The following is a 26,954-nucleotide window of genomic DNA, read 5'->3' as shown; positions in this document are numbered from 1 at the left end:
GCCGTACGCGCGCGGAGAGGAGGAGGAAGCCGCGTGACCAACATTCCCGAGACCGGGCGCAGCACACGGGTCCAGATCCGGCTCGTCGTCATCCAGGTCCTCGTTCTCTCTCTCCTCGGCACCCTCGGCGGGCGCCTGTGGTACCTCCAGATCCGCGAGGGCGCCGAGTACGCCAAGAAGGCCTCCGGCAACCACGTCCAGCAGGTCGTCCGGCCCGCGGTCCGCGGCTCCATCCTGGACGCCCGCGGAGTGGCCCTCGCCGACAACGAGACCCGGCTGGTCGTCTCCGCCTCCCGCACCGAGCTCATGAAGATGCGGGACGACGGCAAGGCGGTCCTCACCAAGCTCGCCGGTGTCCTCGGCATGCCCGCCAAGGACGCCATCGAGAAGGTCCGGCTGTGCGACGCCGAGACCCCCCAGCCCTGCTGGAACGGCTCGCCGTACCAGCCCATCCCCATCACCGACGAGGCCACCGCCAAGCAGGCCCTGCAGATCCGCGAGCGCGCCGAGGACTTCCCCGGTATCACCGCGGAGCCCCAGGCCGTACGCCGGTACGCGGCACCCGGGCAGGCCAACACCGCCCAGGTCCTCGGCTACCTCTCGCCCGTCACCGACGAGGAACTCCAGAAGGCGCAGGACACCGAAGCGCCGTACCTGCGCTCCGACCAGGTCGGCCGCTCCGGCCTCGAGCGCGAGTACGACAAGGAACTGCGCGGCAAGGCCGGCGTCACCCGCTACGAGGTCGACAACCTCGGCCGGGTCATCGGTGAGGCCGAGGCCGACGCCGCCGAACCCGGCGCCAACCTCGTCACCAGCATCGACGCCCGTGTCCAGCGGGTCGCCGAGTACGAGCTGAACGAGGCGATGAAACAGGCCCGCAAGGAGATGGACCGCAACACCAGCCGCCTCTACGAGGCCGACTCGGGCGCCGTCGTCGTCATGGAGGCCAAGACCGGCCGGGTCGTCGCGATGGCCTCCAACCCGAGCTACGACCCCAACGCCTGGGTCGGCGGCATCTCCGGCAAGGACTACGCCAACCTCACCGGCAAGGACTCCAACTACCCGCTGCTGAACCGCGCCATCCAGGGCCAGTCGGCCCCCGGCTCCATCTTCAAGGTCATCCCGACCGCCGCCGCGATCAACGCCGGGTACTCCTTCGACGGGCCCTACGAGTGCTCCAGCTCGTACTCCATCGGCGGCCAGGTCTTCAAGAACTTCGAGTCCCAGGACCACGGCGCCATCAGCCTCGGCCGTGCCCTCGAGGTCTCCTGCGACACCGTCTTCTACCGCCTCGCCCACGAGGAGTGGAAGCGCGACGGCGGCAACAAGCCGAAGAAGAACGCCAAGGACTGGTTCTACAAGACCTCCCACCAGTTCGGCCTCGGCGAGCCGACCGGCATCGACCTGCCCAACGAGGTCACCGGCCGGATCCCCGACCGCCAGTGGAAGCTCGCCTACTGGGAGGCCAACAAGGACGCCTGGTGCAAGTCCGGCAAGAAGGGCGGCAACTACGTCGAGCAGATCGCCTACGAGAACTGCCTCGAAGGCAACCGCCTGCGCGCCGGTGACTCCGTCAACTACTCCATCGGCCAGGGCGACACCCTCGTCACCCCCATCCAGATGGCCTCCGTCTACGCGGCCATCGCCAACGGCGGAACGCTCTACCAGCCCACCGTCGGCAAGGCCGTCATCAGCCCCGACGGCAAGCAGGTCACGGAGATCGAGCCCGAGGCGAAGCGCAAGCTGCCGGTGACCAAGAAGACCCTCGCGGAAATAGACGGAGCCCTCGAGGGAGTCGCCACCCGCGGTACGGCCGCCTGGCGGTTCGGCGGCTGGCCGCAGGACGAGATCCCGATGCACGCCAAGACCGGTACCGCGGAGGTCTACGGAAAGCAGACCACTTCCTGGTTCGCCACCTACACCAAGGACTACTCGGTCGTCATGACGATCTCCCAGGGTGGTACCGGCTCCGGCGCCTCGGGCCCCGCCGTGCGCAACATCTACAACGCGCTGTACGGCGTCTCCCCGGACGGCGCCATCGACAAGAAGAGGGCACTGCTGCCCACCCCGCAGAAGACGCTGCCCAAGGTCAGGACGGACGGCACCATCGTCTCCCCGAAGATCTCCAAGGACCCGGCCAAGGACCAGAGGGCCGCCGCGGAGAACAAGCAGGCACCCGACGGCCAGGTTCAGGACCAGGGCGCGACCACGACCACGCCCCCGCCCGCCGATCGCGACACCCGCCGCCGCGACGCACGGCGCGGAGGCACACGACGGGGCGGCGGCAGACAGGGTGACCGACCGTCGGGCGACGGACGACAGGGGGACGGACGGTCGCCCGCCGGACGTCGGCGCGGGGTCCTCCGGGCGCGCCGCGCGGCAGACCGGAGGTCGGCGACATGACCGGCGGAGTCAACAGCTTCCACATCTCCGGATACGGACCCGAGCGGGCCGGCTGGACGCGGCTCTTCGCCCGCGACTCCCTGGCCCGGCGCCTCGACTGGCCGATACTGCTGGCCGCGATCGCCCTGTCGCTGCTCGGCTCCCTCCTGGTCTTCTCGGCGACCCGCAACCGCACCGAGATCAACCAGGGCGACCCGTACTACTTCCTGATCCGGCACTGGCTGAACACCGGCATCGGCCTGGCCCTGATGATCGCCATGCTCTGGCTCGGCCACCGCGCCCTGCGCACCGCCGTGCCGGTCCTCTACGGCTTCTCGATCCTGCTGATCCTGCTGGTGCTCACCCCGCTGGGCTCCACCATCAACGGCGCCCACTCCTGGATCAAGCTCGGCGGCGGCTTCTCGGTCCAGCCCTCCGAGTTCGTGAAGCTCACGATCATCCTGGGCATGGCGATGCTGCTCGCCGCCCGGGTCGACGCGGGCGACAAGCCCTATCCCGACCACCGCACGGTCCTCCAGGCACTCGGACTGGCCGCCGTCCCCATGCTGATCGTGATGCTGATGCCCGACCTCGGGTCGGTCATGGTCATGGTCGTCATCGTGCTCGGCATCCTGCTCGCCTCCGGCGCCTCCAACCGGTGGATCTTCGGCCTGATCGGCACCGGCGCGATCGGCGCGATCACCGTCTGGCAGCTCGGGGTGCTCGACGAGTACCAGATCAACCGCTTCGCCGCCTTCGCCAACCCCGAGCTCGACCCCGCCGGCGTCGGCTACAACACCAACCAGGCCCGCATCGCCATCGGCTCCGGCGGTCTCACCGGCTCCGGACTCTTCGAGGGCTCGCAGACCACCGGCCAGTTCGTGCCCGAGCAGCAGACCGACTTCGTCTTCACCGTCGCCGGAGAGGAACTCGGCTTCGTCGGCGGCGGGCTCATCATCGTCCTGCTCGGCATCATCCTGTGGCGCGCCTGCCGCATCGCCCGCAACACCACCGACCTGTACGGCACCATCGTCGCCGCCGGCATCGTCGCCTGGTTCGCCTTCCAGGCCTTCGAGAACATCGGCATGACCCTCGGCATCATGCCGGTCACCGGTCTGCCCCTGCCGTTCGTGTCCTACGGCGGTTCGTCGATGTTCGCGGTGTGGCTGGCCGTGGGCCTCCTGCAGTCGGTCAGACTGCAACGCCCGCTGTCCGCTTAACCCGACCCGGCCGACCCGGCTGATTCGGCCGACCTGGCCGACCCGGCTGACCCGGCTGATTCGGCCGACCTGGCCGACCCGGCTGACCCGGCTGATTCGGCCGACCTGGCCGACCCGGCCGACCCGGCCGACCCGGCTGACTGATTCGGCCGACCTGGCCGACCCGGCTGGCCTGGCTGATTCGGCCGACCTGGCCGACCCGGCCGACCCGGCTGGTCCGGCTGGTCCGGCCGACCTGGCCGACCTGGCCGACCCGGCTGGCCTGGCTGATTCGGCCGACCTGGCCGACCCGGCTGGCCTGGCTGATTCGGCCGACCTGGCCGACCCGGCCGACCCGGCTGGTCCGGCTGGTCCGGCCGACCTGGCCGACCTGGCCGACCTGGCCGACCCGGCTGGCCTGGCTGATTCGGCCGACCTGGCCGACCTGGCCGACCCGGCTGGTCCGGCTGGCCTGGCCGATCTGGCTGATCTGGCCGACAGGCCTCCCTCGTTCGCCTGGTTTCCCCGGCACCGACCGGGGAAACCGGTCGGTGAGACCACCGGCGACGAGTAGATTCGGGTCATGGCGGACACAAAACGAGAAGTCGAGCGAAAGTACGAGGTCGGCGACAACGGACTCCCCGACCTGACCGGCGTTCCCGGTGTCGAGTCCATCGTCGACCGGGGTGTGGCCCACCTCGACGCCACCTACTACGACACCGCCGACGAGCGCCTCGCCGCCGCCTCCCTCACCCTCCGCAGGCGCACCGGCGGCTCCGACGCCGGCTGGCACCTGAAGTTCCCCGTGGCTCCCGGAGTGCGCGACGAGATCCACGCCCCGCTCTCCGACACCGTCCCGGAGAGCCTCGCCCGGCTCGTCCGCTCCCGCGTCCGCAGCACCGAACTGAGCCCCGTGGTCCGGCTGCGCTCCGACCGGGACCTGCGCCACCTCCTCGACGCCGCCGGCGAGCTCCTCGCCGAGATCAGCGTCGACGCCGTGCGCGCCGAACGTCTCACCGGCGACGGCGGCACCGCCCAGTGGACCGAGATCGAGGTCGAACTCGCCGACGACGGCGACCCCGCCTTCCTCGACAAGGTCGACAAACGGCTCCGCAAGGCGGGCATCCGCCCGTCGAAGGCGCCCTCCAAGCTGGCGCGAGCCCTCGCCGAGACCGCACCGACCGGCCTTTCCGAGGACGTCGCTCCCGTTCCCGCAACCGCCCCGGCCGCGGCACCGAAGCAGAAGCACCGAAGCCGCCCGGTCGGGAAACCCGTCACCGCCGGCGACCACGTCCTCGCCTACGTCCGCGCCCAGCGGGACGCGCTCGTCGAACTCGACCCCGCCGTACGCCAGGACGTACCCGACTCCGTGCACCGCATGCGGGTCGCCACCCGCCGCCTGCGCAGCACCTTCCGCTCCTTCCGGTCCGTCCTGGACCGGAGGACCACCGACCCGATCGGCGTCGACCTGAAGTGGCTGGCCGCCGAACTCGGCCTGGACCGCGACCAGGAAGTACTCGCCGAGCGCCTGCTGTCGGCCCTGGACGAACTGCCCGACGCCCTCGTCTCCGGCCCCGTCCGCGGGCGGCTGACCGCTTGGTCCGAGACCGGCCACAGAGGAGCCCACGGCAAGGTCACCGCCGTCCTCGACTCCCGCCGCTACCTCACCCTGCTCGACACCCTCGACGCCCTGCTGGCCGACCCGCCCCTGCGGAAGAAGGCCGCGGGCGACCCGGACAAGGTCCTCGCCAAGGCCGTGAGCAAGGACCTCGCCAAGGTGTCCGGCCTCGTCGCCCAGGCCCTGGACCTCCCACCCGGCCACGACCGCGACGTCGCCGTCCACGAGGCCCGCAAGAAGACCAAGCGCACCCGCTACGCCGCCGAGGCAGCCGGCCCGGCCCTCAAGGCTCCCGCCATGGACCTGGTCAAGAACATGAAGGCGCTCCAGAGCCTGCTCGGCGACCACCAGGACAGCGTCATGGCCCGCCGGACCCTGCGCGAACTGTCCGCCGTCGCCCACGCGGCGGAGGAGAGCACCTTCACATACGGGGTGTTGTACGGACACGAGGAACGCCGCGCGGAGATCACCGAGGCGGCGCTCCCGAAAACCTGGACATCCATCAGGAACAGCACCGACTTCTGACGCCGTCCACCGCCTCCGGCCGGCATGCGGGGGAACCTCCCCGGCCGGGTTAGGCTGGATGGTCACCCGCCCCCAGCCCCGGCCGGGGGACCCCAGCCCGCACACAAAGGTTCCCGAGATGCCTGCCGAAGCCGCCGAGTCTGTGTTCCCACAGCTCGAAGCTCTGCTCCCGCATGTGCAGAAGCCGATCCAGTACGTCGGCGGAGAGCTCAACTCCACGGTCAAGCCTTGGGACAGCTGTGACGTCCGCTGGGCGCTCATGTACCCCGACGCGTACGAGGTCGGACTGCCCAACCAGGGCGTCATGATCCTCTACGAGGTGCTCAACGAGCAGGACGGCGTCCTCGCCGAACGCACCTACAGCGTCTGGCCGGACCTGGAGGAGCTGATGCGCGAGCACCGCGTCCCCCAGTTCACGGTCGACAGCCACCGCCCGGTCAAGGCCTTCGACGTGTTCGGCCTGAGCTTCTCCACCGAGCTCGGCTACACCAACATGCTCACCGCCCTGGACCTGTCCGGCATCCCGCTCGAGGCCAAGGACCGCGGCCTGGACGACCCGATCGTCATGGCCGGCGGCCACGCCGCGTTCAACCCCGAGCCGATCGCCGACTTCATCGACTGCGCCGTCCTCGGCGACGGCGAACAGGCCGTCCTCGAGGTCACCCGGATCGTCCGCGCCTGGAAGGAGGAGGGCCGCCCCGGCGGCCGCGAGGAACTCCTCTTCCGCCTGGCCAGGACCGGCGGCGTGTACGTCCCCGGCTTCTACGACGTCGAGTACCTCCCCGACGGCCGCATCGCCCGCGTCGTACCGAACAGGTCGGGCGTGCCGTGGCGCGTCTCCAAACACACGGTCATGGACCTCGACGAGTGGCCCTACCCCAAGCAGCCCCTCGTCCCGCTCGCCGAGACGGTGCACGAGCGCATGTCGGTGGAGATCTTCCGCGGCTGCACCCGCGGCTGCCGCTTCTGCCAGGCCGGCATGATCACCCGCCCGGTGCGCGAGCGCTCCATCACGGGCATCGGCGACATGGTCGAGAAAGGGCTCCGCGCGACCGGCTTCGAGGAGGTCGGCCTCCTCTCCCTCTCCTCCGCCGACCACTCGGAGATCGGCGACATCGCCAAGGGTCTCGCCGACCGCTACGAAGAGGACAAGATCGGCCTCTCGCTGCCCTCCACCCGCGTCGACGCCTTCAACGTGGACCTGGCCAACGAGCTGACCCGCAACGGCCGCCGCTCCGGTCTCACCTTCGCCCCCGAGGGCGGCTCGGAGCGCCTGCGCAAGGTCATCAACAAGATGGTCTCCGAGGACGACCTGATCAGGACCGTCGCCACGGCCTACGGCAACGGCTGGCGGCAGGTGAAGCTGTACTTCATGTGCGGCCTGCCCACGGAGACCGACGACGACGTCCTCCAGATCGCCGACATGGCGATGAACGTCATCCAGAAGGGCCGTGAGGTCTCCGGCTCGGGCGACATCCGCTGCACGGTCTCGATCGGCGGCTTCGTCCCCAAGCCGCACACCCCCTTCCAGTGGGCCCCGCAACTGTCGGCCGAGGAGACGGACGCCCGCCTGACCAAGCTGCGCGACAAGATCCGCGGCGACAAGAAGTACGGCCGCTCCATCGGTTTCCGCTACCACGACGGCAAGCCCGGCATCATCGAGGGCCTGCTCTCCCGCGGCGACCGCCGCGTCGGCGCGGTCATCCGCGCGGTCTACGAGGACGGCGGCCGCTTCGACGGCTGGCGCGAGCACTTCTCCTACGACCGCTGGATGCGCTGCGCCGACAAGTCCCTGGCCCAGTTCGGCGTGGACCTCGACTGGTACACCACCCGCGAACGCGCCTACGAGGAGGTCCTCCCCTGGGACCACCTCGATTCCGGTCTCGACAAGGAATGGCTCTGGGAGGACTGGCAGGACGCCCTCGACGAAACAGAGGTCGAGGACTGCCGCTGGACCCCGTGTTTCGACTGCGGCGTGTGCCCTCAGCTCGACACAAGTATTCAAATCGGACCGACGGGAAAGAAGTTGCTCCCGCTGACGGTGAAGAACACGGCACCCGCCCCCAGCGGTGCGACGTCCTGAGACGTTCGTCCTGAGACGTTCAGTGGGCCCACTCCGGAACATCGGAGTGGGCCCACCGGCGTTCGCGGCCTGCGACGGGGTGCGGTGTTACGGCCGTGCCGTGTCAGATGTGGGGGTCAGGGCCTGCTCGGGCGGGTGGGTGGTGAGGAGGGGCGGGAGGACGGCTTCCAGGTCGTCCAAGGCCCTTCTGGCGATGGTGATTCGGGTGCGCAGGTCCACGGCGGGGTCCGGGGCGGGTGACTCGGAGGTGGGGGAGAGGGGCGGGGGAGCGGCGGGAGCGGGGGACTGTTCGCGTTCCAGTTCGCGGGCTTCCTCCAAGGAGTTGAGGACGACTCCGATGAGGACGTTGACCAGGACGAACGAGGCGATCAGTACGTAGGAGGCGTAGTAGACGATGCTCCAGCGGGAGACCTCCAGGCCCGCGTGGACGGCGTCCCCGAGGCCGTCCAGGGTCATCAGCAGGAAGAGGGTGAGGGCGGCGCGGCCGAGTGAGCCGTACTGGCCCGGGTTCGCCTCGCTGAAGAAGACCCAGCCGACCATGGCATAGACGTACAGCAGGAGCGCGCCCACCAGCAGGAAGCTGACGGTGCCGGGCAGACTGCGGGCCACCGCCACGATGACGATGCGCAGTTGGGGCAGGAAGCGGGCGGTGCGCAGGACGCGGGCGAGTCGCAGGAGCCGCAGGACGGTGGTGTTCTCGCGGACGAGGGGCAGGAACGCGCAGACGACGACGGCCAGGTCGAAGAGGTTCCAGGGGTCGCGGAAGAAGTCGCGGGGGTGGTCGGCGTGGGCGCAGGCGCGCACGGCTATCTCGGCGGTGAAGGCGGCGAGGCAGAGGTGTTCGGCGAGGCGTAACCAGTGGTGCCAGTCCCGGGTGAGTCCGCTGTAGGTCTCGGCTCCGAGCAGGACCGCGTTGACGATGATCAGGGTGAAGACGGACAGGGCGAACCAGCGGGCTTCGGTGAGGGCGCGGGCCCTCTGCGCCAGGACGTGGCGCAGGGATCGGGGCATGGCGCCCGTGGGGGCAGGGTGGTCGTTCATCGTGCTCTATCTGCTCCTTCGTGCCGCGCGCCATGCCCGTGGTGCGGACGGGGCGGAGGGTTTGCGCGGTGGTGACACTCCAGAGCCGATTTCTACAGCATTGTAGATGTGGTGTGCATGGGGTGTGGGTGTTCTGACGTGGGGGCGGAGAGAACCCGCGCCGTCGCCGGTGCATCCGTACGGGCTGCCGGTGCGTCTTCACCGCCATGGACCTGGAGAAGCCGGATGCCGAAAGACAGACCCCGTCCGCGCGGCGGCCGGCGCGACAGCGGTCGGAGCCGGAGGCGGCGGGCGAGGGATGTCTGGTCGTGGCGATGCGCCTGCCGGTGCGCGTCGTCGTGTTCCTCGTGGTCCTGCCGGTGCGGCTGGCGTGGGACGCGTGTGCCGTCGCCGCGCGGTGGCTGGGCCGCGCCGTGTTCCGTCCGCTGGGGCGAGCACTGCTGTGGGCCGGGCGCGCAATCTTCGTGTGGCCGCTGGTGGGGCTGTGGCGGTATGTCCTCGTGCCGCTCGGCAGTGCGCTCGCCCGGCTCGGGAACCTGCTGGTCGTCGTGCCCGCCGGGTGGCTGTACGCGCGCGTGCTGACGCCCTTCGGGCACGGGGTCATGTGGGTGCTGCGCGGGATCGTGGCCGTCCTGGCCGCGCTCGGGCGCGGGGTGTCCACGGTCCTCGCCCGGCTCGGGAACCTGCTGGTCGTCGTGCCCGCCGGGTGGCTGTACCGGTACGCGCTCGTGCCGGCCGGGCTCGCGCTGGTGTGGCTGTACGCGCGCGTGCTGACGCCCTTCGGGCACGGGGTCATGTGGGTGCTGCGCGGGATCGTGGCCGTCCTGGCCGCGCTCGGGCGCGGGGTGTCCACGGTCCTCGCCCGGCTCGCGCGCTACCTCGTCGTCGTGCCCTGCGGGTGGCTGTACACGTGGGTGCTCACGCCCGTCGGACATGCCGTCGCCTGGTGCGCCATGGGGCTGGTACGACTGGTGAGCATGCTCGTCACCGGCATCGGTGCGGGGCTGTACTGGATCACCCGGATCCTGTTCGTGCTGCCCCTGCTCGCCGTGTGGCGCTGGGTTCTGGTGCCGGTGGGGCGGGTGCTCGCCGTCGTCGCGCGGGAGATCTGGAACGCCCTCGGGCATGCCTGGCGGGTCGCCGGGTACGTCTCGCTCGCGGTGGGGCGGTTCCTGAGGGAGCTCTTCCGGTGGGTCGTCGTGGAACCGGTGCGCTGGGTGTACGCGCGTGTGCTGACGCCGGTGGGACATGTGGTGCGGGACGTGGTGCTGCGGCCCGCCGCCACGGCGGCGCGTGCCGTGGGGCGGGCCGTACGGGAGTCCCTCGCCTCCGCGCGCCTGACGCTGCGGCAGGCGCGCGCCGACCTCCGCCGGGTGCTGGTCGGGGAACAACGGCCGGCACGGGGCGAGGACCGACGGGAACCTATCGGCGGTGACACGCGTACTCTTGGTAGCAGTACGACCGCACTCACGAAGGACTGAACGACACTGGGCAAGCGACAGCCCGAAGGCCCGCCGCCCGCACCCGCGGTGCAGCGCATCCGACTGCGCTACACCAAGCGCGGCCGCCTCCGGTTCACCAGCCACCGTGACTTCCAGCGTGCCTTCGAGCGCGCGCTGCGCCGTGCCGAGGTGCCGATGGCGTACTCGGCGGGGTTCACGCCGCACCCGAAGGTGTCGTACGCCAATGCCGCACCCACCGGCACGGGCAGTGAGGCGGAGTACCTCGAGATCGCGCTCACCCAGGAGCGCGATCCGGAACTGCTCAGAACGCTCCTCGACGAGTCGCTGCCCACCGGCCTCGACATCGTGGAGGCGGCCGAGGCCCGCACCTCGGGGCTCGCCGACCGGCTCACAGCCTCGGTGTGGGAGCTGCGGCTGGACGGTGTCGACGCCGAGGAGGCCCGCCGAGCGGTGGGCGCCTTCAACACGGCGGAGACCGTCGAGGTGCAGCGCCGGACGAAGAACGGCGTCCGTACGTTCGACGCCCGTTCCGCGGTCGTGAAACTGGAGAGTGCGGAAACGCCCTCTTCACCGGCTGATAGGCCGACCGGCCGGCCCTGTGCGATACTGCGGCTGGTTGTTCGGCACGTGACGCCTGCCGTTCGACCCGACGACGTCCTGTCCGGTCTCCGCGCCGTGGCCGATCTGGCGCCGCCGGTCCCCGCAGCGGTGACCAGGCTGGCGCAGGGGCTGCTCGATGAAGAGACCGGCACGGTGACCGACCCGCTCGCGCCCGACCGCGAGGCAGCAGCGACCGAGCCGCATCCGGCCGGTGCCACTGCCACCGCGACGGTGCCGGCGTAAGGAATTCCGCGTAGGGACGGACGTCGTAGCGTTGCCCTCGTACCTCGGGAGCCACCTGGGTCGGGCAGCGCACCCACCACAAGACTTTCGCCAGGCCGTGCGCATTCGGTGTACGGAACCGGTGAGACAGGACACAGAGAGTTCCCGTGCGGCGCCCGCGCCCCGGACGGCGGTACACGCGCTTCGCGCGAACCGCGGACGTCACCGGCATCGCCGGACCAGGTGCGGCGCCCGGGAGCCTGACGGGAGAAACCCCCGCATGCTCGAACCGACCGAGCCCACAGAGGGCTCCGAACCGAACAGCCCCAGCGACACCCTGCCGCCGCGCCGCCGGCGCCGGGCCGCGTCCCGCCCGGCCGGCCCGCCCGGGACGGCCCCCAGTACGGCGGATGAGACGACCGCCCCGGCCATACCGGCCGCCGAGCCGCTCGACGAGAACGACGAGCTCGCGGCCGAGGAAAGCACCGGGACCGACACGGCCGCATCCTCCGAGCCGGTGACGGCCCGGACCGAGGCGCCGACCGAAGCGGACGCCGCTCCACGCAGGCGCCGTCGTGTGGTGCGCCGGCCGGCCTCGTCCGCGGGCGAGCCGGAGGCGGCGGACGCCGCCGAGACCGTCGTACCGGCGACCGAGACCCCGGCCGTGCCGAACGTTCCGGCCGCAGAGCCCGCCGAGCCGGCCGCGGAAGCGGCCCCGCCGCGTGCGCGCCGTCGTGCCACGCGCCGTGTGACCTCGCCGACGGCCACCGTCGGCGGAACCACCGAACCGGCACAGAGCGCCGTGACCGCGGACAGCCCGCAGGCCGCCGACACCGCGGTTGCCTCCGACACCGCCGCCCCCGCGGAGGCCGCACCCGAGGACACCGCCGAGACCGCCGTCGCCGACGACGCGGCTCCCCGCCGTACCCGGCGTCGTGCCTCGCGCCGTGCCTCCGCCCCCGCGACCGCCGAGGCGGTGCAGGCAGCTCCGTCCGCCGAGGCCGCCGCCGAGGAGGCGAAGGCTCTCGTGACCGAGACCACCGGAGAGACCCCGAAGCCCCCCACGGCGTCCGAGACGTCCGAGGTGCCCGAGGAGCCTGCCGCGGACGACGCCGCTCCGCGCCGCCGTCGCCGTACGGTCCGCAAGGCCGCCGCCGGGTTCGCCGAGCCCGCCCGGTCCGCCGCAGGGTCGGCCGGGGCCGCCGAGGCCAGGACGTCGAAGCGTCCCGCACGTCCTCCGGTCGCCGTCTTCCAGGCTCCCGTGTTCACCGAGCCCCAGTTCCAGACCGCGGAACGGGCCGCCGCCGAAGCGGCCGCCGAGGCCGTCGGCACGGTGGAGCCCGATGAGCCGGAGGAGACCGAGGAGCTCCCGGAGGAGCAGCCCGTCGCCTCCCGGCGCCGGCGCCGTCGCCGGGGCGCCGCGGCCGAGGCCGAGGCGGCACCGGCCGCCCAGGCCGCTTCCGGCGGCAGCACCCGTATCGAGCCCGCTGTGGAGGCCCGCGCCGAGGACGAGGCGGACGCCGACGCGGACGCCGACGAGCAGGCCGAGGACCACGCGGACGACGACCAGGACGAGCACGAGAGCCCCGGCTCCCGCCGTCGCCGCCGCCGGGGTGGCCGTCGCCGCAGGCGCGGCGAGTCCGCCGACACCGAGGCCGACGCCGAGGACGGCGAGCCCGGGGACGACGGCGAACAGGACGCCGAGGACACCGCCGACGGGTCCGCCGACGACGCGGAGGACACCGACGAGTCGGACGAGGACCGTGACGACACGGGCGCCGCGGGCGGCTCCAGCAGCAGCCGGCGCCGCCGTCGCCGGCGCCGTCGGGCCGGGGACAGCGGTGGCGAGGCCGAGGCCTCCGGAGACGATCCCGAGCGCACCGTCGTCAAGGTCCGCGAGCCGCGCAAGGCCTTCGAGCCGTCGGACGAGGTGCAGTCCATCAAGGGCTCCACGCGTCTGGAGGCGAAGAAGCAGCGCCGCCGGGAAGGCCGTGAGCAGGGCCGCCGACGCGTCCCGATCATCACCGAGGCCGAGTTCCTGGCCCGTCGCGAGGCCGTCGAGCGCGTCATGGTGGTCCGGCAGTACGGCGACCGTACGCAGATCGGCGTCCTGGAGGACGGCGTGCTCGTCGAGCACTACGTCAACAAGGAGCAGGCCACCTCGTACGTCGGCAACGTGTACCTCGGCAAGGTGCAGAACGTGCTGCCGTCGATGGAGGCCGCCTTCATCGACATCGGCAAGGGCCGCAACGCCGTGCTCTACGCCGGTGAGGTCAACTTCGGGGCGCTGGGCATGGCCAACGGTCCGCGCCGGATCGAGGCCGCGCTGAAGTCCGGCCAGTCGGTCCTCACCCAGGTGACGAAGGACCCGATCGGACACAAGGGCGCCCGTCTGACCAGCCAGGTCTCCCTCCCGGGCCGCTACCTCGTGTACGTCCCCGAGGGCTCGATGACCGGTATCAGCCGCAAGCTGCCCGACACCGAGCGGGCCCGGCTGAAGAGCATCCTCAAGAAGGTCGTCCCCGAGGACGCGGGCGTCATCGTGCGCACCGCCGCCGAGGGCGCGAGCGAGGACGAGCTGCGCCATGACGTCGAGCGGCTGCAGGCACAGTGGGAGGACATCAAGAAGAAGTCCAGGAGCGGCGGCAGCTCGAACGCGCCGACGCTGCTGTACGGCGAGCCGGACATGACCGTCCGGGTCGTGCGGGACATCTTCAACGAGGACTTCTCCAAGGTCATCGTCAGTGGCGACGAGGCGTGGGAGACCATCCACGGGTATGTCGCGCATGTCGCGCCCGACCTGTCCGACCGGCTGCAGAGGTGGACCAGCGAGGTCGACGTCTTCGCCACGTACCGGATCGACGAGCAGCTCGCCAAGGCGCTCGACCGCAAGGTCTGGCTGCCCAGCGGCGGTTCGCTGGTGATCGACCGGACCGAGGCGATGATCGTCATCGACGTCAACACCGGCAAGTTCACCGGTCAGGGCGGCAACCTCGAGGAGACGGTCACCAGGAACAACCTGGAGGCGGCCGAGGAGATCGTGCGCCAGCTGCGGCTGCGCGACCTCGGCGGCATCATCGTCATCGACTTCATCGACATGGTCCTGGAGTCCAATAGGGATCTTGTTCTGCGGCGCCTCCTTGAGTGCCTGGGCCGGGACCGTACGAAGCACCAGGTCGCCGAGGTGACCTCGCTGGGCCTGGTGCAGATGACCCGCAAGCGGGTCGGCCAGGGTCTGCTGGAGTCGTTCTCGGAGACCTGCGTCCACTGCAACGGGCGCGGTGTCATCGTCCACCTGGACCAGCCCACCTCCGCCGGAGGCGGCGGCAAGCGCAGGAAGCGGGCGCGGGCCGGGGCCGGGGAGCACGTCCACGAACACGAGGCCGACGTCGCCGTGACGGGGGAGCAGGAGGCGGAAGCGGAGCCGGAGACGGAGGCCGAGGTCGCCGCCGAGGCCGCCGAGCCGATCGCGCTTCCCGCCCCCGAGTACACCCCCGACGAGGAGCTGTACAGCAGCGCCGCCGAGGCGGAGGCCGCCGCCACCCGCGGACGCACCCGCCGCCGGGTGAGCCGGAGGGCCTCGGCCCCGGCGGGCGCGCCGAGGCGCGAGGAACGCCGTCGCGAGCCGGCCGCCGCCGAGAGCCGGGGCGGGTCCGCCGCCGAGGAGCCGACGGCTGAGGTGCCGACGGCTCAGGACACGACGGTCGCCCAGGAAGCCGCGCGTCCGGTGCAGCCGGAGCCGGCCGCCGAGGCGTACGCCGTACCGGCCGCCGTCGAGGACCCGGTCGTCGAGGCCCCTGCCGGGGCACCCGCCGCCGAGGAGGCCGCTCCCCAGGGCCGTACGCGTCGCCGGGCCACCCGCAAGGTGTCCGCGCCGGCCGGCTCCCCGGCGGGCGCCGAGGCCATGGTGGTGACGGTCACGGAGACCGTCCCCACGGCCGCCCCGTCGGAGCCCGAGCAGGTGTCAGAGCCGGTGGCCGGGCAGTCTCCGGCCGAGCCGGCCGAGACCGCCGCGCCGCCGCGCCCGCGCCGCCGCGCGGTGCGCAAGCCGACCGTGTCCACCGCGTCCGAGGAGGCGGCCGTCGTGGTCGTCCCGTCGGCCACGGGGGGCCAGGCGGCCCCGGCGGACGAGGCGGCAGCGGTCACCACCGAGGCGGAGGCCGTCGAGGAATCCGCCGAGGAGACGGCTCCGGCCAAAAAGACCGCCCGCGCGGCGGCCAAGAAGGCCACGGTGAAGAAGGCCGCCACGAAGAAGGTGGCGGCCAAGAAGACGACGGCCAAGAAGACCGCCGCCAAGAAGACGACGGCCAAGAAGGCCGCCGCCAAGACCACCAAGTCGGCCGCGAAGAAGACGACGGCGAAGAAGACCGCGGCAGCGGCCCAGCAGCCGTCGCCCTCGGTCACGGCGTCGACGGAGGACTGATCAGGACCCGCCCGACAGGGCGGCACGTGCAGAGGCGCGGACACCGGGTGTCACCGGTGTCCGCGCCTCTGCACGTTTCCTCGGGCCGGACCTCGAACGCCGGCCCGCCGCCCCGTAGGACACCGTGGCCGGGACGAGCGGACGAGCGGACGAGCGGACGAGTGGACGCGCGTCCGGGCCCTGGCGCCGGGCCGCCGCCTCCGGCCGCGCCCCGGCCCCGGCATCACGCCGTGCAGTCCGGACAGATGCCGCGGTACGTCAGCTCGACGTCGGAGACCGTGTATCCGAAGCGTTCCGGCTCCGGAAGGGCCGAGAGGGCGTTGCCCGTCGGGTGCACGTCGCGGATCGTTCCGCAGCGGTCGCAGAGCAGGTGGTGATGGGGACGGTGCGCGTTCGGGTCGTAGCGCGTGGCGCGGTGGTCGGTCGAGACCTCGAGGAGCTCGCCCAGGGACACCAGTTCGCCCAGGGTGTTGTAGACCGTCGCCCGGGAGATCTCGGGCAGCCGCTCCGTCGCCCGCGTGTGCACCTCGTCGGCGGTCAGGTGGATGTGGTCTCCGCTGAGAACCTCGGCGACGACACGCCGCTGTGCGGTCAGGCGCCAGCCACGTTCCCGAAGCCTCTTCAAGAGATCACTCATGTACGTCACCCTAACCAGCGATGGAACCCATCTCGAGAACAGGTATGGTTCTGAAGGTTGCCTTGACTTAGACCTTGTCCAACGTAGGGTATGCGATGCGAGCTGCGGAGCGGCTTGCGCGGATACTCGGGCGGCCAGGACCGCAGGCCTTGATCCCAAGCGAAGAACCACTCACCGAGGAGCGAGTTTTGACCGAGAACAACCAGAAGCCCTTGACGACGGCCGCCGGCGCGCCGGTTGCCAACAACCAGGACTCCATGACGGCCGGTCCGCGCGGTCCGATGCTCCTGCAGGACGTGTGGTTCCTGGAGAAGCTCGCGCACTTCGACCGCGAGGTCATTCCGGAGCGCCGGATGCACGCCAAGGGCTCGGGTGCGTTCGGCACGTTCACGGTGACCCACGACATCACGCGCTACACGAGCGCGAAGATCTTCTCCGAGATCGGCAAGAAGACCGAGATGTTCGCCCGCTTCTCCACCGTCGCCGGTGAGCGCGGCGCGGCCGACGCCGAGCGCGACATCCGCGGCTTCGCCCTGAAGTTCTACACGGACGAGGGCAACTGGGACCTGGTCGGGAACAACACCCCGGTCTTCTTCTTCCGCGACCCGCTGAAGTTCCCGGACCTCAACCGCGCGGTGAAGCGCGACCCGCGCACCAACCTCCGCGACGCCGAGAACAACTGGGACTTCTGGACCAACCTCCCCGAGGCCCTGCACCAGGTCACGATCGTGATGTCCGAACGCGGCATCCCCGCCTCGTACCGGCACATGCACGGCTTCGGCTCGCACACCTACAGCCTGATCAACGCCGAGGGCGAGCGGTTCTGGGTCAAGTTCCACCACCGCACCCAGCAGGGCATCAAGAACCTCACCGACGCCGAGGCCGAGGCCCTGGTCGGCAAGGACCGCGAGTCCCACCAGCGCGACCTCTACGACGCGATCGAGGGCGGCGACTTCCCGAAGTGGAAGCTGTTCGTCCAGGTCATGCCGGAGGCCGACGCGGAGAACTACCGCTTCCACCCCTTCGACCTCACCAAGGTCTGGTCGAAGAAGGACTACCCGCTGATCGAGGTCGGCGAGTGGGAGCTCAACCGCAACCCCGAGAACTACTTCGCGGACGTCGAGCAGGTCGCCTTCACCCCGGCGAACGTGGTTCCGGGCATCAGCTACTCGCCCGACAGGATGCTGCAGGGCCGGCTGTTCTCCTACGGCGACGCCCAGCGCTACCGCCTCGGCGTGAACCACCACCAGATCCCCGTCAACGCCGCGAAGAACCCGGTGAACACCTACCACCGCGACGGCGCCATGCGGATCGACGGCAACCAGGGGTCCACCCCGGGCATCGAGCCCAACTCCTACGGCCGCTGGCCGGAGCAGCCGGCCTACCGCGAGCCGAGCCAGGCCGTGGGCGCCGTCGCCGACCGGTTCAACTTCCGTGAGGACGACGACAACTACTTCGAGCAGCCCGGGAACCTGTTCCGCCTGATGAGCCCCGAGCAGCAGCAGGTTCTCTTCGAGAACACGGCGCGCGCCATCAACGGCGCGTCGGAGCAGACCGTGGAACGACACATCGGCAACTGCACCCAGGCCGACCCGGCCTACGGCGAAGGCGTCCGCAAGGCGATCGAGGCCCTGGCCGCCGGCAACCTCTGAGCCCGGCCGCTCAAGGGGGCAGGCGGTACGCCCCGCACCGTGCCCGGCGTGGACCACACAGTGGCCCGCGCCGGGCACGGCGCAGTCACCGCCCGACGCCCTCGTGGGCACGACCGGCACAACCGCTTGACCAGCACTACCGCTTGATCAGGAGAGATGCGCATGAGCAGGGATGGTCTGACGCCTGAGCAGACGGAGCGCGTCGTGGCCCTCGCCATGGATCTGGCCCGCGAGGGCGGCACCGAGCAGGTGGTGGAGTTCGTGGAGCACGGGCTGCCGGTGGACGTGACGGATGCGGCCGGCAACACCCTGCTGATGCTCGCCGCCTATCACGGCCACGCCGACACCGTGCGGGCCCTGATCCGGCTCGGCGCCGACCCGGATCTGCGCAACGCCCGGGACCAGACCCCCCTCGCCGGCGCCCTGTTCAAGGGCGCGGACGAGGTGGTCGGGGTCCTGCGGGAGGCCGGTGCGGATCTGGACTCCGGCACGCCGACCGCGCGGGTCGCGGCGACCATGTTCGGGCGCGCCCACCTGCTCGAGAACTGACCCATCGGGTGGGGCCCCGGCCACCGGGCGCGGCCACCGGGCGCCCGTCACCGCCACCGGTGGCCCGAACCCGGTTTGACCCCCTGGGGCCATGCCCCGTAACCTTGACCGTCGGCGTGTCCATCGGGACCGCCACATCCCCGTAAACCTTTTCCTCCCGGGTGCATGGACCGGCTCGGGAGAGGTCGCCCGTGTGTCTGTCGGGTGGCTGGCCTGCGGGGTGCCGTTCTTCGAGTGAGAGTGAGATCCGCGTGTACGCCATCGTGCGCAGCGGTGGTCGCCAGCACAAGGTTGCTGTCGGCGACATCGTTGAGGTTGACAAGATTTCCACGGGCAAGGTCGGCGACACGGTCGAGCTCTCGACCCTGCTCGTCGTCGACGGCGACACCGTGACCAGCGACCCGTGGGTGCTGGCCGGTATCAAGGTCCAGGCCGAGATCGTGGACCACCACAAGGGCCAGAAGATCGACATTCTGCGCTACAAGAACAAGACCGGCTACCGCCGTCGTCAGGGCCACCGCCAGCAGTACACGGCGATCAAGGTCACTGAGATCCCCGCGGCTGCGAAGTAAGGGACTGAGGAGAGATGGCACACAAGAAGGGCGCATCGTCCACCCGGAACGGTCGCGACTCCAATGCCCAGCGGCTCGGCGTGAAGCGCTTCGGCGGTCAGGCCGTCAACGCGGGTGAGATCCTCGTCCGTCAGCGTGGCACCCACTTCCACCCGGGCGCCGGCGTCGGCCGTGGTGGCGACGACACGCTGTTCGCGCTGGAGGCCGGTGCGGTGCAGTTCGGCACCCACCGTGGCCGCAAGGTCGTGAACATCGTTCCGGTCGCCTGATCGGAAGCTTTCGCGAGGCGGACCTCACTTCCCTGGCGGGAAGGCGGGTCCGCCTTTCGCGTGTTAACACAGGAAACACGTACGCACGTACACCCCACTGTCTCTGGAGGCACCCCACATGACCACCTTCGTGGACCGCGTCGAGCTGCATGTCGCCGCGGGTAGCGGAGGTCACGGCTGTGCCTCCGTCCACCGTGAGAAGTTCAAGCCGCTGGGCGGACCGGACGGCGGGAACGGCGGGCGGGGCGGCGATGTGATCCTCACCGTCGACCAGTCCGTGACCACCCTGCTCGAGTACCACCACTCCCCGCACCGCAAGGCCACGAGCGGCAAGCCCGGCGAGGGCGGCAACCGCAGCGGCAAGGACGGCCAGGACCTGGTCCTGCCGGTGCCGGACGGGACCGTCGTCCTGGACAAGGCGGGCAATGTGCTCGCCGACCTGGTGGGGCACGGGACCTCGTACATCGCCGCACAGGGCGGCCGGGGCGGGCTCGGGAACGCCGCCCTCGCCTCCGCGCGGCGCAAGGCGCCCGGGTTCGCGCTGCTCGGTGAGCCGGGGGACCTGCGGGACATCGGCCTGGAGCTGAAGACCGTCGCCGATGTGGCGCTGGTCGGCTACCCGAGTGCGGGCAAGTCCTCGCTGATCTCCGTGCTCTCCGCCGCCAAGCCCAAGATCGCCGACTACCCGTTCACCACCCTCGTGCCCAACCTGGGTGTCGTCACGGCCGGTTCGACCGTCTACACCATCGCCGACGTGCCGGGGCTCATCCCGGGTGCCAGCCAGGGCAAGGGGCTCGGGCTCGAGTTCCTGCGGCACGTGGAGCGGTGCAGTGTGCTGGTGCACGTGCTGGACACGGCGACGCTGGAGTCCGACCGCGACCCCGTCTCCGACCTCGACGTCATCGAGGAGGAGCTGCGGCAGTACGGCGGTCTCGACAACCGTCCCCGCGTCGTCGTCCTCAACAAGACCGACGTGCCGGACGGCAGGGACCTCGCCGAGATGGTGCGGCCTGACCTGGAGACACGCGGCTACCGGGTCTTCGCGGTGTCCGCCGTCGCCCACCTCGGGCTGAAGGAACTGTCGTTCGCGCTGGCCCAGCTGGTGGCCGAGGCGCGGGCCGCCCGTCCGAAGGAGGAGTCGACGCGTATCGTCATCCGGCCCAAGGCCGTGGACGACGCCGGGTTCACCGTCACCCGCGAGGACGAAGGACTGTTCCGGGTACGTGGCGAGAAGCCCGAACGCTGGGTCCGCCAGACCGACTTCAGCAACGACGAGGCCGTCGGTTACCTCGCCGACCGGCTCAACCGGGTCGGTGTGGAAGCGGCGCTGATGAAGGCCGGCGCCCGCAGCGGCGACGGTGTCGCCATCGGCCCCGAGGACAACGCCGTCGTCTTCGACTGGGAGCCGACGGTGACCGCCGGTGCGGAGATGCTCGGCCGGCGCGGCGAGGACCACCGCTTCGAGGCGCCCCGCCCGGCTGTCCAGCGCCGCCGCGACCGGCAGGCCGAACGGGACGAGGCCGAGCAGGAGTACGACGAGTTCGACCCCTTCCGCGACAAGTCGTAGGGCCCGCAGGGGCCTGTAGGCCCCGTGAGGCCTGAGGAGGACCCCGGGCGGCTTCGGCGGCGGAAATTTCCGTCCGTCGCCCGCCGCTCACCTTCAGGACCCGTCCGGGCAACGGGACGTTCCCGTGCCGGGGCGGGTTTCCCCTTGTCCGTTTTATTGTCATGCGCGCGACCCTCTGGGTTCAGTGCGCGGACCTTCCGGACCGAAAACTTCCCCGTGTCCACGTCGCATGCGAGGCAGGGGAGTCCACCCATGTCCGGAGCAGTATCGCCCGACCGCCGCCGCGTTCTGACCGCCGGTGCCGCCGCACTCGGCGCGGCGGCCTCCGCCCAGCTGTGGCTGCCGGCCACCGCTCGCGCGGCAGAGCAAAAACCTTTGCCTGACGGGGTGTTCAGCTTGGGAGTCGCCTCCGGTGACCCTCCCCCACTGCCTTGAAGGCGTGGGGGGACCCCCACGCGGACGGGATCGTGCTGTGGACCAGGCTCGCCCCCGACCCCCTGAACGGCGGAGGCATGCCGGACCGCACGGTGCCCGTCGAGTGGCAGCTCGCCGAGGATCCCCGCTTCAGGCGGATCGTCCGCCGGGGCACCGCCTGGGCCCGGCCCGCCTACGGCCACAGCGTCCACGTCGACGTACGCGGGCTGCGCCCGGACCGGCGGTACTGGTACCGCTTCCGCGCCGGCGGACAGCTCTCGCGGACCGGCCGCACCCGCACCGCTCCCCCCGCGCAGAGCGCGGGCGGCCACCTGACGGTCGCGCTCGCCTCCTGCCAGAACTGGCAGCACGGCTACTTCACGCCGTACGCCGACATGCTCCAACAGGACCCGGACGTCGTCGTGTTCGTCGGCGACTACATCTACGAGTCCAGCCCGTCGGCGACCGGCGTACGCCGTCACGAGGGCAGCGGGGAGCCGTACAGTCTGACCCAGTACCGCAACCGGTACGCCCAGTACCGCTCCGACCCGGACCTCGCGGCGATGCACGCGGGCGCCCCCTTCGTGGTCACCTTCGACGACCACGAGATCGACAACGACTTCGCCGGCGAGATCCCGCAGGACCCCGGCAAGCAGCCGCACGACGCGTTCACGGCCCGGCTGACCGCGGGCTACCAGGCGTACTACGAGCACATGCCGGTCCGCGCGAGCGCCGTCCCGAACGGCCCGCACATCCGGATGCACCGCCGGCTGGAGTTCGGCCGCCTCGCCCGGCTCAACGTGCTGGACACCCGGCAGTACCGCAGCGACCAGGCGACCAGCCAGGAGGGGGCCCAGGACCCGTCGCTGACCATGCTCGGCGCCGCGCAGAAGCGGTGGCTGGTCGACGGACTGCGCCACTCGCCCGCCCGCTGGAACCTGATCGCCTCCCAGATCATGATGGCCGAGACCGACCTCCAGGTCGGTGAGGGCAAGCTCTGGTACTACGACGCCTGGGACGGCTACCAGACCGAACGCAACGCGCTGCTCCGGGAGTTCCGGCGGGTGAGCAACCCCGTCGTGCTCGCCGGCGACCGCCATCTGACGATGATCAGCGACCTCAAGGAGGACTTCGCCGACCCGTCCTCCGCGGTCGTGGGCGCCGAGTTCGTCGGTACGTCCGTCTCCAGCAACGGCGACCAGGACCAGGCCGCCTTCCGTGAGCAGTGGGACCCGCGGCGCGCGGACAACCCGCACTGGAAGCTGCTCGACGCCCACCGCGGCTACCACCTGTTCGACATCCGCCGGGGCGGCATCGACGCGCGGGTGCGGGTGGTGGACACCGTGGTGAAGCCGCAGGCCACGCCCCGTACGCTGGCGCGGCTGCGGGTGGAGGCGGGCCGCCCCGGCGTCCACGTGGTGTGACGGCCGACCGATGGCCGACCGATGGCCGGCCGGCGCTCGTCGGGCCGCCACTCGACGGGATCGGAGCCCGGACCGACACGGTCCGGGCTCCGATCCGTTTCCCTCACCGAGACCGAAAAGCCGCCGAATCTTCATAGGGAATTCTTCGGTAAAGGGTGGATGGACAAGATGAATTTCCTGTTGTCGGGCGCTTCCCCCTTTGTCGCGCCCCGAATATGAAGAAAAGGTGCAGTCCCGCCCTGCGGGCCGTGAAGGTCCGTACCTCCCGGAAGGGGGCCGGGCCGCCGCGGCGACCGGCGGCGTGCGCGTGGCCACGGGCTCCCCGCCTGTGCGGTCACTCACAGCGACAGTTCGGGCGACCCGGGAACCGTGGTCCGGCCACCGGGGGTCTAAAGTGAATGAGAGGTTGCGCGCACATATGCGATGAGGGGTGCTCACCTTGCATCGCGGTAACCGCAAGTGGGACCATTTTGCAGTTCCCTGATGCCCCAAGGTAGGTCACCTGTGTCTCAGTCCATAGCCAAGCCCCGTACCACCGCAGTGATCCTGGCCGGTGGCACCGGTCAGCGGGTGGGTCTTTCGATTCCCAAGCAGCTGCTGAAGATCGCCGGCAAGGCAGTCATCGAGCACACCCTGACCACCTTCGAGAACACCGACTCGATCGACGACATCATCGTGCTGATGGCGCCGGGCTATGTGCCCGACGTCGAGAAGATCGTCGCCAAGGCCGGGTTCAAGAAGGTCACCCGGGTCATCGAGGGCGGCTCGACGCGGAACGAGACCACCGAGCGGGCCATCTCGGCGCTCGGCGAGGGCCTGGCCGAGGGTGAGGACCGCAACGTCCTCTTCCACGACGCCGTCCGCCCCCTGCTGTCACAGCGCGTCATCGACGACTGTGTGAGCGCCCTGGAGCGCTACCAGGCCGTCGACGTGGCCATCCCGTCCGCCGACACCATCATCGTCACGCGCACCCACGGCGAGGACGGCGAGTTCATCACCGAGATCCCGGACCGCTCCCGGCTGCGCCGCGGACAGACTCCGCAGGCGTTCAAGCTGTCCACGATCCGCCGTGCCTACGAGGTCGCCGCCAACGACCCCAACTTCCAGGCCACCGACGACTGCTCGGTCGTGCTCAAGTACCTGCCCGACGTGCCGATCCACGTCGTCGCGGGCGACGAGTACAACATGAAGGTCACCCAGCCGGTCGACGTCTTCATCGCCGACAAGCTGTTCCAGCTCGCCTCCACGGCCACCCCCGAGCAGAGGGGGGAGGCCGCCTACCGCGAGCTGCTCACCGGCAGGACCGTCGTCGTCTTCGGCGGTTCGTACGGCATCGGCAAGGACATCTGCGAACTCGCCGAGTCCTACGGCGCCACGGTGTACGCGCTCGGCCGCTCCACCACCGGCACTCACGTGGAGAACCCGGAGGAGGTCGACGACGCGCTGTCCAAGGCGTACGCCGAGACGGGCCGCATCGACTACGTCGTCAACACGGCCGGTGTGCTGCGCATCGGGAAGCTGGCCGAGACCGACAACGCCACCATCGAGGAGGCGCTGAAGGTCAACTACCTGGCACCCGTGCAGATCGCCCGGTCGGCGTACAAGTACCTCGCCGAGAGCAAGGGCCAGCTGCTGCTCTACACCTCCAGCAGCTACACCCGGGGGCGCGCCGAGTACAGCCTCTACTCCTCGACCAAGGCCGCGATGGTGAACCTCACCCAGGCACTGGCCGACGAGTGGGCCGGCGAGGGCATCCGCGTCAACTGCGTCAACCCGGAGCGCACCGCCACGCCGATGCGGACCAAGGCTTTCGGCCAGGAGCCGGCGGGCAGTCTGCTGTCCTCCGAGGCGGTGGCCCGTACGTCCCTGGACGTGCTGCTCTCCGAGCTCACCGGCCATGTCATCGACGTGCGGCAGCAGGACCCGACGGCGGGCGCGGCCCGTGCCAGCGGCTTCGAACAGGCACTGGCGTCGGTGCTGGACCGTCAGGATGGCGTGTAATAATCGGCGGCAAATAGACTTCGGTAATTCAGGCCTCTGCGGCCTCCCGTTGACGCAGTTCCTGCGCGGGTGTTCGCGGGGGCCTGAATCCGTCGTCAAAGAATTACTCACAGGTACAAACCCGCACTCCCCCACCAAGAGCAGGTTTCTCCGTTGATATCCACCGCTATTCGCGTCGCCCGGGTGGGCAGCGCGGCCGAGCTGGCCGCGGCGGTCCTCATGATGCTGGGTTTCCCCTGCCTCATGCTGGCCGCGCTCGTCCCGAGCGTCCCCGCCTTCGCGGCAGCGGCCGCCGTGACGTACCTGGCGGACCACTATCTGCACCGCAGGGGCAGCTACCTGGTCAGCCGCCTCAGCAAGGTACGGGCGGGCCTGTCGATCCGCTTCCTGATCCGGCAACTGCTGCTGGTCCTGCTGCTGGCCCGGCTGTCCCTCGCGGACAACCTGATCTACTACGGGGCGATCGCCTGCTTCATCGCCTTCTACGGTCTTCAGGCCCCGCACGGCGCGCTGACCACGTTGATCCGCAACCGCCGGCGCATGCCGGTGGCCACCCGCAATGTGGACCTGGCGTCCCGTATCCGGATCCCGGACGCGCCGCCGCGCGTGCTGACGCACCGCGCCGCGGAGAAGATGCTCCACCTCGACCTGGTGGCGGTCGGCGGCATACTCCTCGCCGCGGCCCTCGACTCGGCCCTCGTCGGGTACGTCGGTATCGGCATCACCCTCGTCCTGGGCCTCGCCTACGTGCTGGCCCTGGTGCCCTACCTACGAGGCCGGCGGATACCGCCGAAGGCCGACCAGGTTCTGGTGGCGGTCGACGACTGGCTGCGCGAGTACCGGCCCGAGACGGTGCTGTACTTCTCCGGCTCCAAGGAATCCACGTACCAGGCCAACATGTGGCTGGAGACCATGGAGCAGCTGGACACCCGGCCGCTGGTCATCCTGCGCGAGCGGGTCATACTGGCCAACCTGGCCCCCACCGCGGTGCCGGTCGTCTGCGTGCCCGGAGGGGTGCACCTGATGAACCTGGACCTGTCCACGGTGCGGGTCGCGCTGTACGCGGCGAACGTCGGCAAGAACATCCACCTACTGCGCGTGCCGACCATGAAACACGTCTTCGTCGGGCACGGCGACAGCGACAAGATCGCCAGCATCAACCCGTTCAGCAAGGTCTACGACGAGGTGTGGACGGCGGGCCGCGCGGGCCGCGACCGTTACGCCATCGCCGACATCGGCGTCCGGGACGAGGACATCGTCGAGGTCGGCCGTCCGCAACTGGCCCCCATCGAGACCTGGCGGGCCACGGCCGCGGGCTCCGCCGAGAAGCACTGCCCGACGGTGCTGTACGCCCCCACCTGGGAGGGCTGGGACGACAACCCGGGCAACACCTCGCTCCTGCTGGCCGGCGAGAACATCGTGAAGCGGCTGATCGCGACCGACCCCGCGGTCCGCGTCCTCTACAAGCCGCACCCCTTCACCGGCACCCGCAGCGCGCAGGCCGAGGCCGCCCACCAGCGGATCACCGCGCTGGTCGAGCAGGCCGCGGCCGAGCGCGCCGCCGACCCCCGTTTCACCGTCGACACGACGGCGCAGGACCGGGCGCGGGCCGAGCTGGCCCGTATCGAGGCCCGGCTGGCCGAGCTGAGCGCCTCCGTCGACAAGGGCGACGAGGCCGAGGCCAGCCGCGACGGCGTGATCGACGTGGCGCTGTACGAGGAGACCGCCCGGCTGCGCGCCGAGTGGAACACCGTGTACTGGAACTCCTTCCCCCACTGGGAGCACCGCGTCATCACGGGGGCCCAGCCGGGCCTGTACGACTGCTTCAACGTGGCCGACGCGATGGTCTCCGACATCTCCAGCGTCGTCTCCGACTTCATCGCCAGCGGCAAGCCGTACGCGGTCACCGACTCCGCCGCCCTGGGGGCGGAGGAGTTCAAGCGGCAGAACACGGCGGTGCGCGCCGCGGTGATCCTGTCCAACGACGCGGCCGGGCTGACCGAGCTGCTCGAGGCGGTCCGCGATCCGCGGGCCGATCCGCTGGCCGGGGAGCGGGGCGAGCTCAAGCGCTATCTGCTGGGCCCGGACGAGCCGACGTCCATCGACCAGTTCAACGCGGCGGTCGCGCAGCTCGCCCGGAAGGCCGAGACGCGCAACCTCGGCCAGGAGTCCCGGACCGTGGTCGGCGGCCCGGACGTGGAGCCGGCGGACGCGCTGCCCGCGCGGACGGCGTCGGTGACCGGAGAGACGGACGACACCGGAGCGAACTGAGCGGCTCCGGCCCCCCCGGACGCATCACAGGGCTCGGCCCCC

The 26,954-nt window shown here is 70.8% G+C and carries 16 protein-coding genes and 1 pseudogene; 15 read left to right on the top strand and 2 right to left on the bottom strand.

The features are described 5' to 3' along the window. Nucleotides 1-33: 33 nt before the first annotated feature. The 4 genes from mrdA (at nucleotide 34) to ACFP2V_RS04035 (ending at nucleotide 7,807) form a co-directional block, all read left to right on the top strand. Nucleotides 34-2,403: a penicillin-binding protein 2 gene (gene mrdA / locus ACFP2V_RS04050; protein ID WP_381205446.1), complete on the top strand. Its 2,370-nt coding sequence runs from the start codon at nucleotides 34-36 to the stop codon at nucleotides 2,401-2,403. Beyond that, nucleotides 2,400-3,602, top strand: a complete 1,203-nt coding sequence (gene rodA / locus ACFP2V_RS04045; RefSeq protein ID WP_381205442.1) for a rod shape-determining protein RodA — start codon at nucleotides 2,400-2,402, stop codon at nucleotides 3,600-3,602. Before mrdA ends, rodA begins: the two co-directional genes overlap by 4 nt. A gap of 562 nt (nucleotides 3,603-4,164) precedes the next feature. Beyond that, the gene (locus ACFP2V_RS04040) at nucleotides 4,165-5,724 is read left to right on the top strand and encodes a CYTH and CHAD domain-containing protein (protein ID WP_381205439.1); all 1,560 of its coding nucleotides are present in this window, start codon (nucleotides 4,165-4,167) and stop codon (nucleotides 5,722-5,724) included. A 118-nt stretch (nucleotides 5,725-5,842) separates the two neighbouring features. After that, the gene (locus tag ACFP2V_RS04035) at nucleotides 5,843-7,807 is read left to right on the top strand and encodes a TIGR03960 family B12-binding radical SAM protein (RefSeq protein WP_381205436.1); all 1,965 of its coding nucleotides are present in this window, start codon (nucleotides 5,843-5,845) and stop codon (nucleotides 7,805-7,807) included. Between the two features lie 87 nt (nucleotides 7,808-7,894). Here ACFP2V_RS04035 and ACFP2V_RS04030 read toward each other — a convergent pair whose 3' ends face one another. After that, a complete protein-coding gene (locus ACFP2V_RS04030) occupies nucleotides 7,895-8,848 on the bottom strand; it encodes an ion transporter (RefSeq protein ID WP_381205433.1) in 954 nt (317 codons plus the stop codon). Nucleotides 8,849-9,054: 206 nt separating this feature from the next. Between ACFP2V_RS04030 and ACFP2V_RS04025 the strand changes: the two genes are divergently transcribed. The 3 genes from ACFP2V_RS04025 to ACFP2V_RS04015 all read left to right on the top strand — a co-directional run bounded on the left by ACFP2V_RS04025 (nucleotide 9,055) and on the right by ACFP2V_RS04015 (nucleotide 15,556). Beyond that, nucleotides 9,055-10,329 carry a hypothetical protein gene (locus ACFP2V_RS04025; protein ID WP_381205429.1) on the top strand — a complete coding sequence of 425 codons (1,275 nt, stop codon included), beginning with the start codon at nucleotides 9,055-9,057 and terminating at the stop codon, nucleotides 10,327-10,329. 48 nt (nucleotides 10,330-10,377) lie between these two features. Then, on the top strand, nucleotides 10,378-11,154 hold the full coding sequence (locus tag ACFP2V_RS04020) for a TIGR03936 family radical SAM-associated protein (protein WP_381205426.1): 777 nt from the start codon (nucleotides 10,378-10,380) through the stop codon (nucleotides 11,152-11,154). A 259-nt stretch (nucleotides 11,155-11,413) separates the two neighbouring features. After that, nucleotides 11,414-15,556: an Rne/Rng family ribonuclease gene (locus ACFP2V_RS04015; RefSeq protein ID WP_381205423.1), complete on the top strand. Its 4,143-nt coding sequence runs from the start codon at nucleotides 11,414-11,416 to the stop codon at nucleotides 15,554-15,556. 223 nt (nucleotides 15,557-15,779) lie between these two features. On the opposite strand, the gene ACFP2V_RS04010 is transcribed toward ACFP2V_RS04015, so the two are convergent. Then, entirely contained in the window at nucleotides 15,780-16,193 is a 414-nt protein-coding gene (locus tag ACFP2V_RS04010) for a Fur family transcriptional regulator (protein ID WP_381205420.1), read from the bottom strand. A gap of 188 nt (nucleotides 16,194-16,381) precedes the next feature. Between ACFP2V_RS04010 and ACFP2V_RS04005 the strand changes: the two genes are divergently transcribed. The 8 genes and pseudogenes from ACFP2V_RS04005 to ACFP2V_RS03970 all read left to right on the top strand — a co-directional run bounded on the left by ACFP2V_RS04005 (nucleotide 16,382) and on the right by ACFP2V_RS03970 (nucleotide 26,912). Beyond that, a complete protein-coding gene (locus ACFP2V_RS04005; protein ID WP_381205417.1) occupies nucleotides 16,382-17,845 on the top strand; it encodes a catalase in 1,464 nt (487 codons plus the stop codon). Nucleotides 17,846-18,007: 162 nt separating this feature from the next. Continuing rightward, entirely contained in the window at nucleotides 18,008-18,394 is a 387-nt protein-coding gene (locus ACFP2V_RS04000) for an ankyrin repeat domain-containing protein (protein ID WP_381205414.1), read from the top strand. Nucleotides 18,395-18,645: 251 nt separating this feature from the next. Further along, on the top strand, nucleotides 18,646-18,966 hold the full coding sequence (gene rplU, locus ACFP2V_RS03995) for a 50S ribosomal protein L21 (RefSeq protein ID WP_381205411.1): 321 nt from the start codon (nucleotides 18,646-18,648) through the stop codon (nucleotides 18,964-18,966). 14 nt (nucleotides 18,967-18,980) lie between these two features. Beyond that, the gene (gene rpmA, locus ACFP2V_RS03990) at nucleotides 18,981-19,235 is read left to right on the top strand and encodes a 50S ribosomal protein L27 (protein WP_007449530.1); all 255 of its coding nucleotides are present in this window, start codon (nucleotides 18,981-18,983) and stop codon (nucleotides 19,233-19,235) included. Nucleotides 19,236-19,353: 118 nt separating this feature from the next. Next, nucleotides 19,354-20,802 carry a GTPase ObgE gene (obgE, locus tag ACFP2V_RS03985; RefSeq protein WP_381205407.1) on the top strand — a complete coding sequence of 483 codons (1,449 nt, stop codon included), beginning with the start codon at nucleotides 19,354-19,356 and terminating at the stop codon, nucleotides 20,800-20,802. Between the two features lie 252 nt (nucleotides 20,803-21,054). Then, nucleotides 21,055-22,640 (top strand): annotated as a pseudogene (locus ACFP2V_RS03980) (alkaline phosphatase D family protein). A 504-nt stretch (nucleotides 22,641-23,144) separates the two neighbouring features. Continuing rightward, complete coding sequence (locus ACFP2V_RS03975; RefSeq protein WP_381205404.1) at nucleotides 23,145-24,641, top strand: D-ribitol-5-phosphate cytidylyltransferase; 1,497 nt, start codon at nucleotides 23,145-23,147, stop codon at nucleotides 24,639-24,641. Between the two features lie 183 nt (nucleotides 24,642-24,824). Further along, on the top strand, nucleotides 24,825-26,912 hold the full coding sequence (locus tag ACFP2V_RS03970; RefSeq protein WP_381205587.1) for a hypothetical protein: 2,088 nt from the start codon (nucleotides 24,825-24,827) through the stop codon (nucleotides 26,910-26,912). The last annotated feature ends 42 nt before the right edge of the window (nucleotides 26,913-26,954 follow it).

It is taken from the genome of Streptomyces incanus (assembly GCF_042656345.1).
Taxonomy (GTDB): domain Bacteria; phylum Actinomycetota; class Actinomycetes; order Streptomycetales; family Streptomycetaceae; genus Streptomyces; species Streptomyces incanus.
The sequence above is the reverse complement of the archived record's forward strand: the minus strand, read 5'-3'. Positions and strand labels throughout refer to the sequence as shown.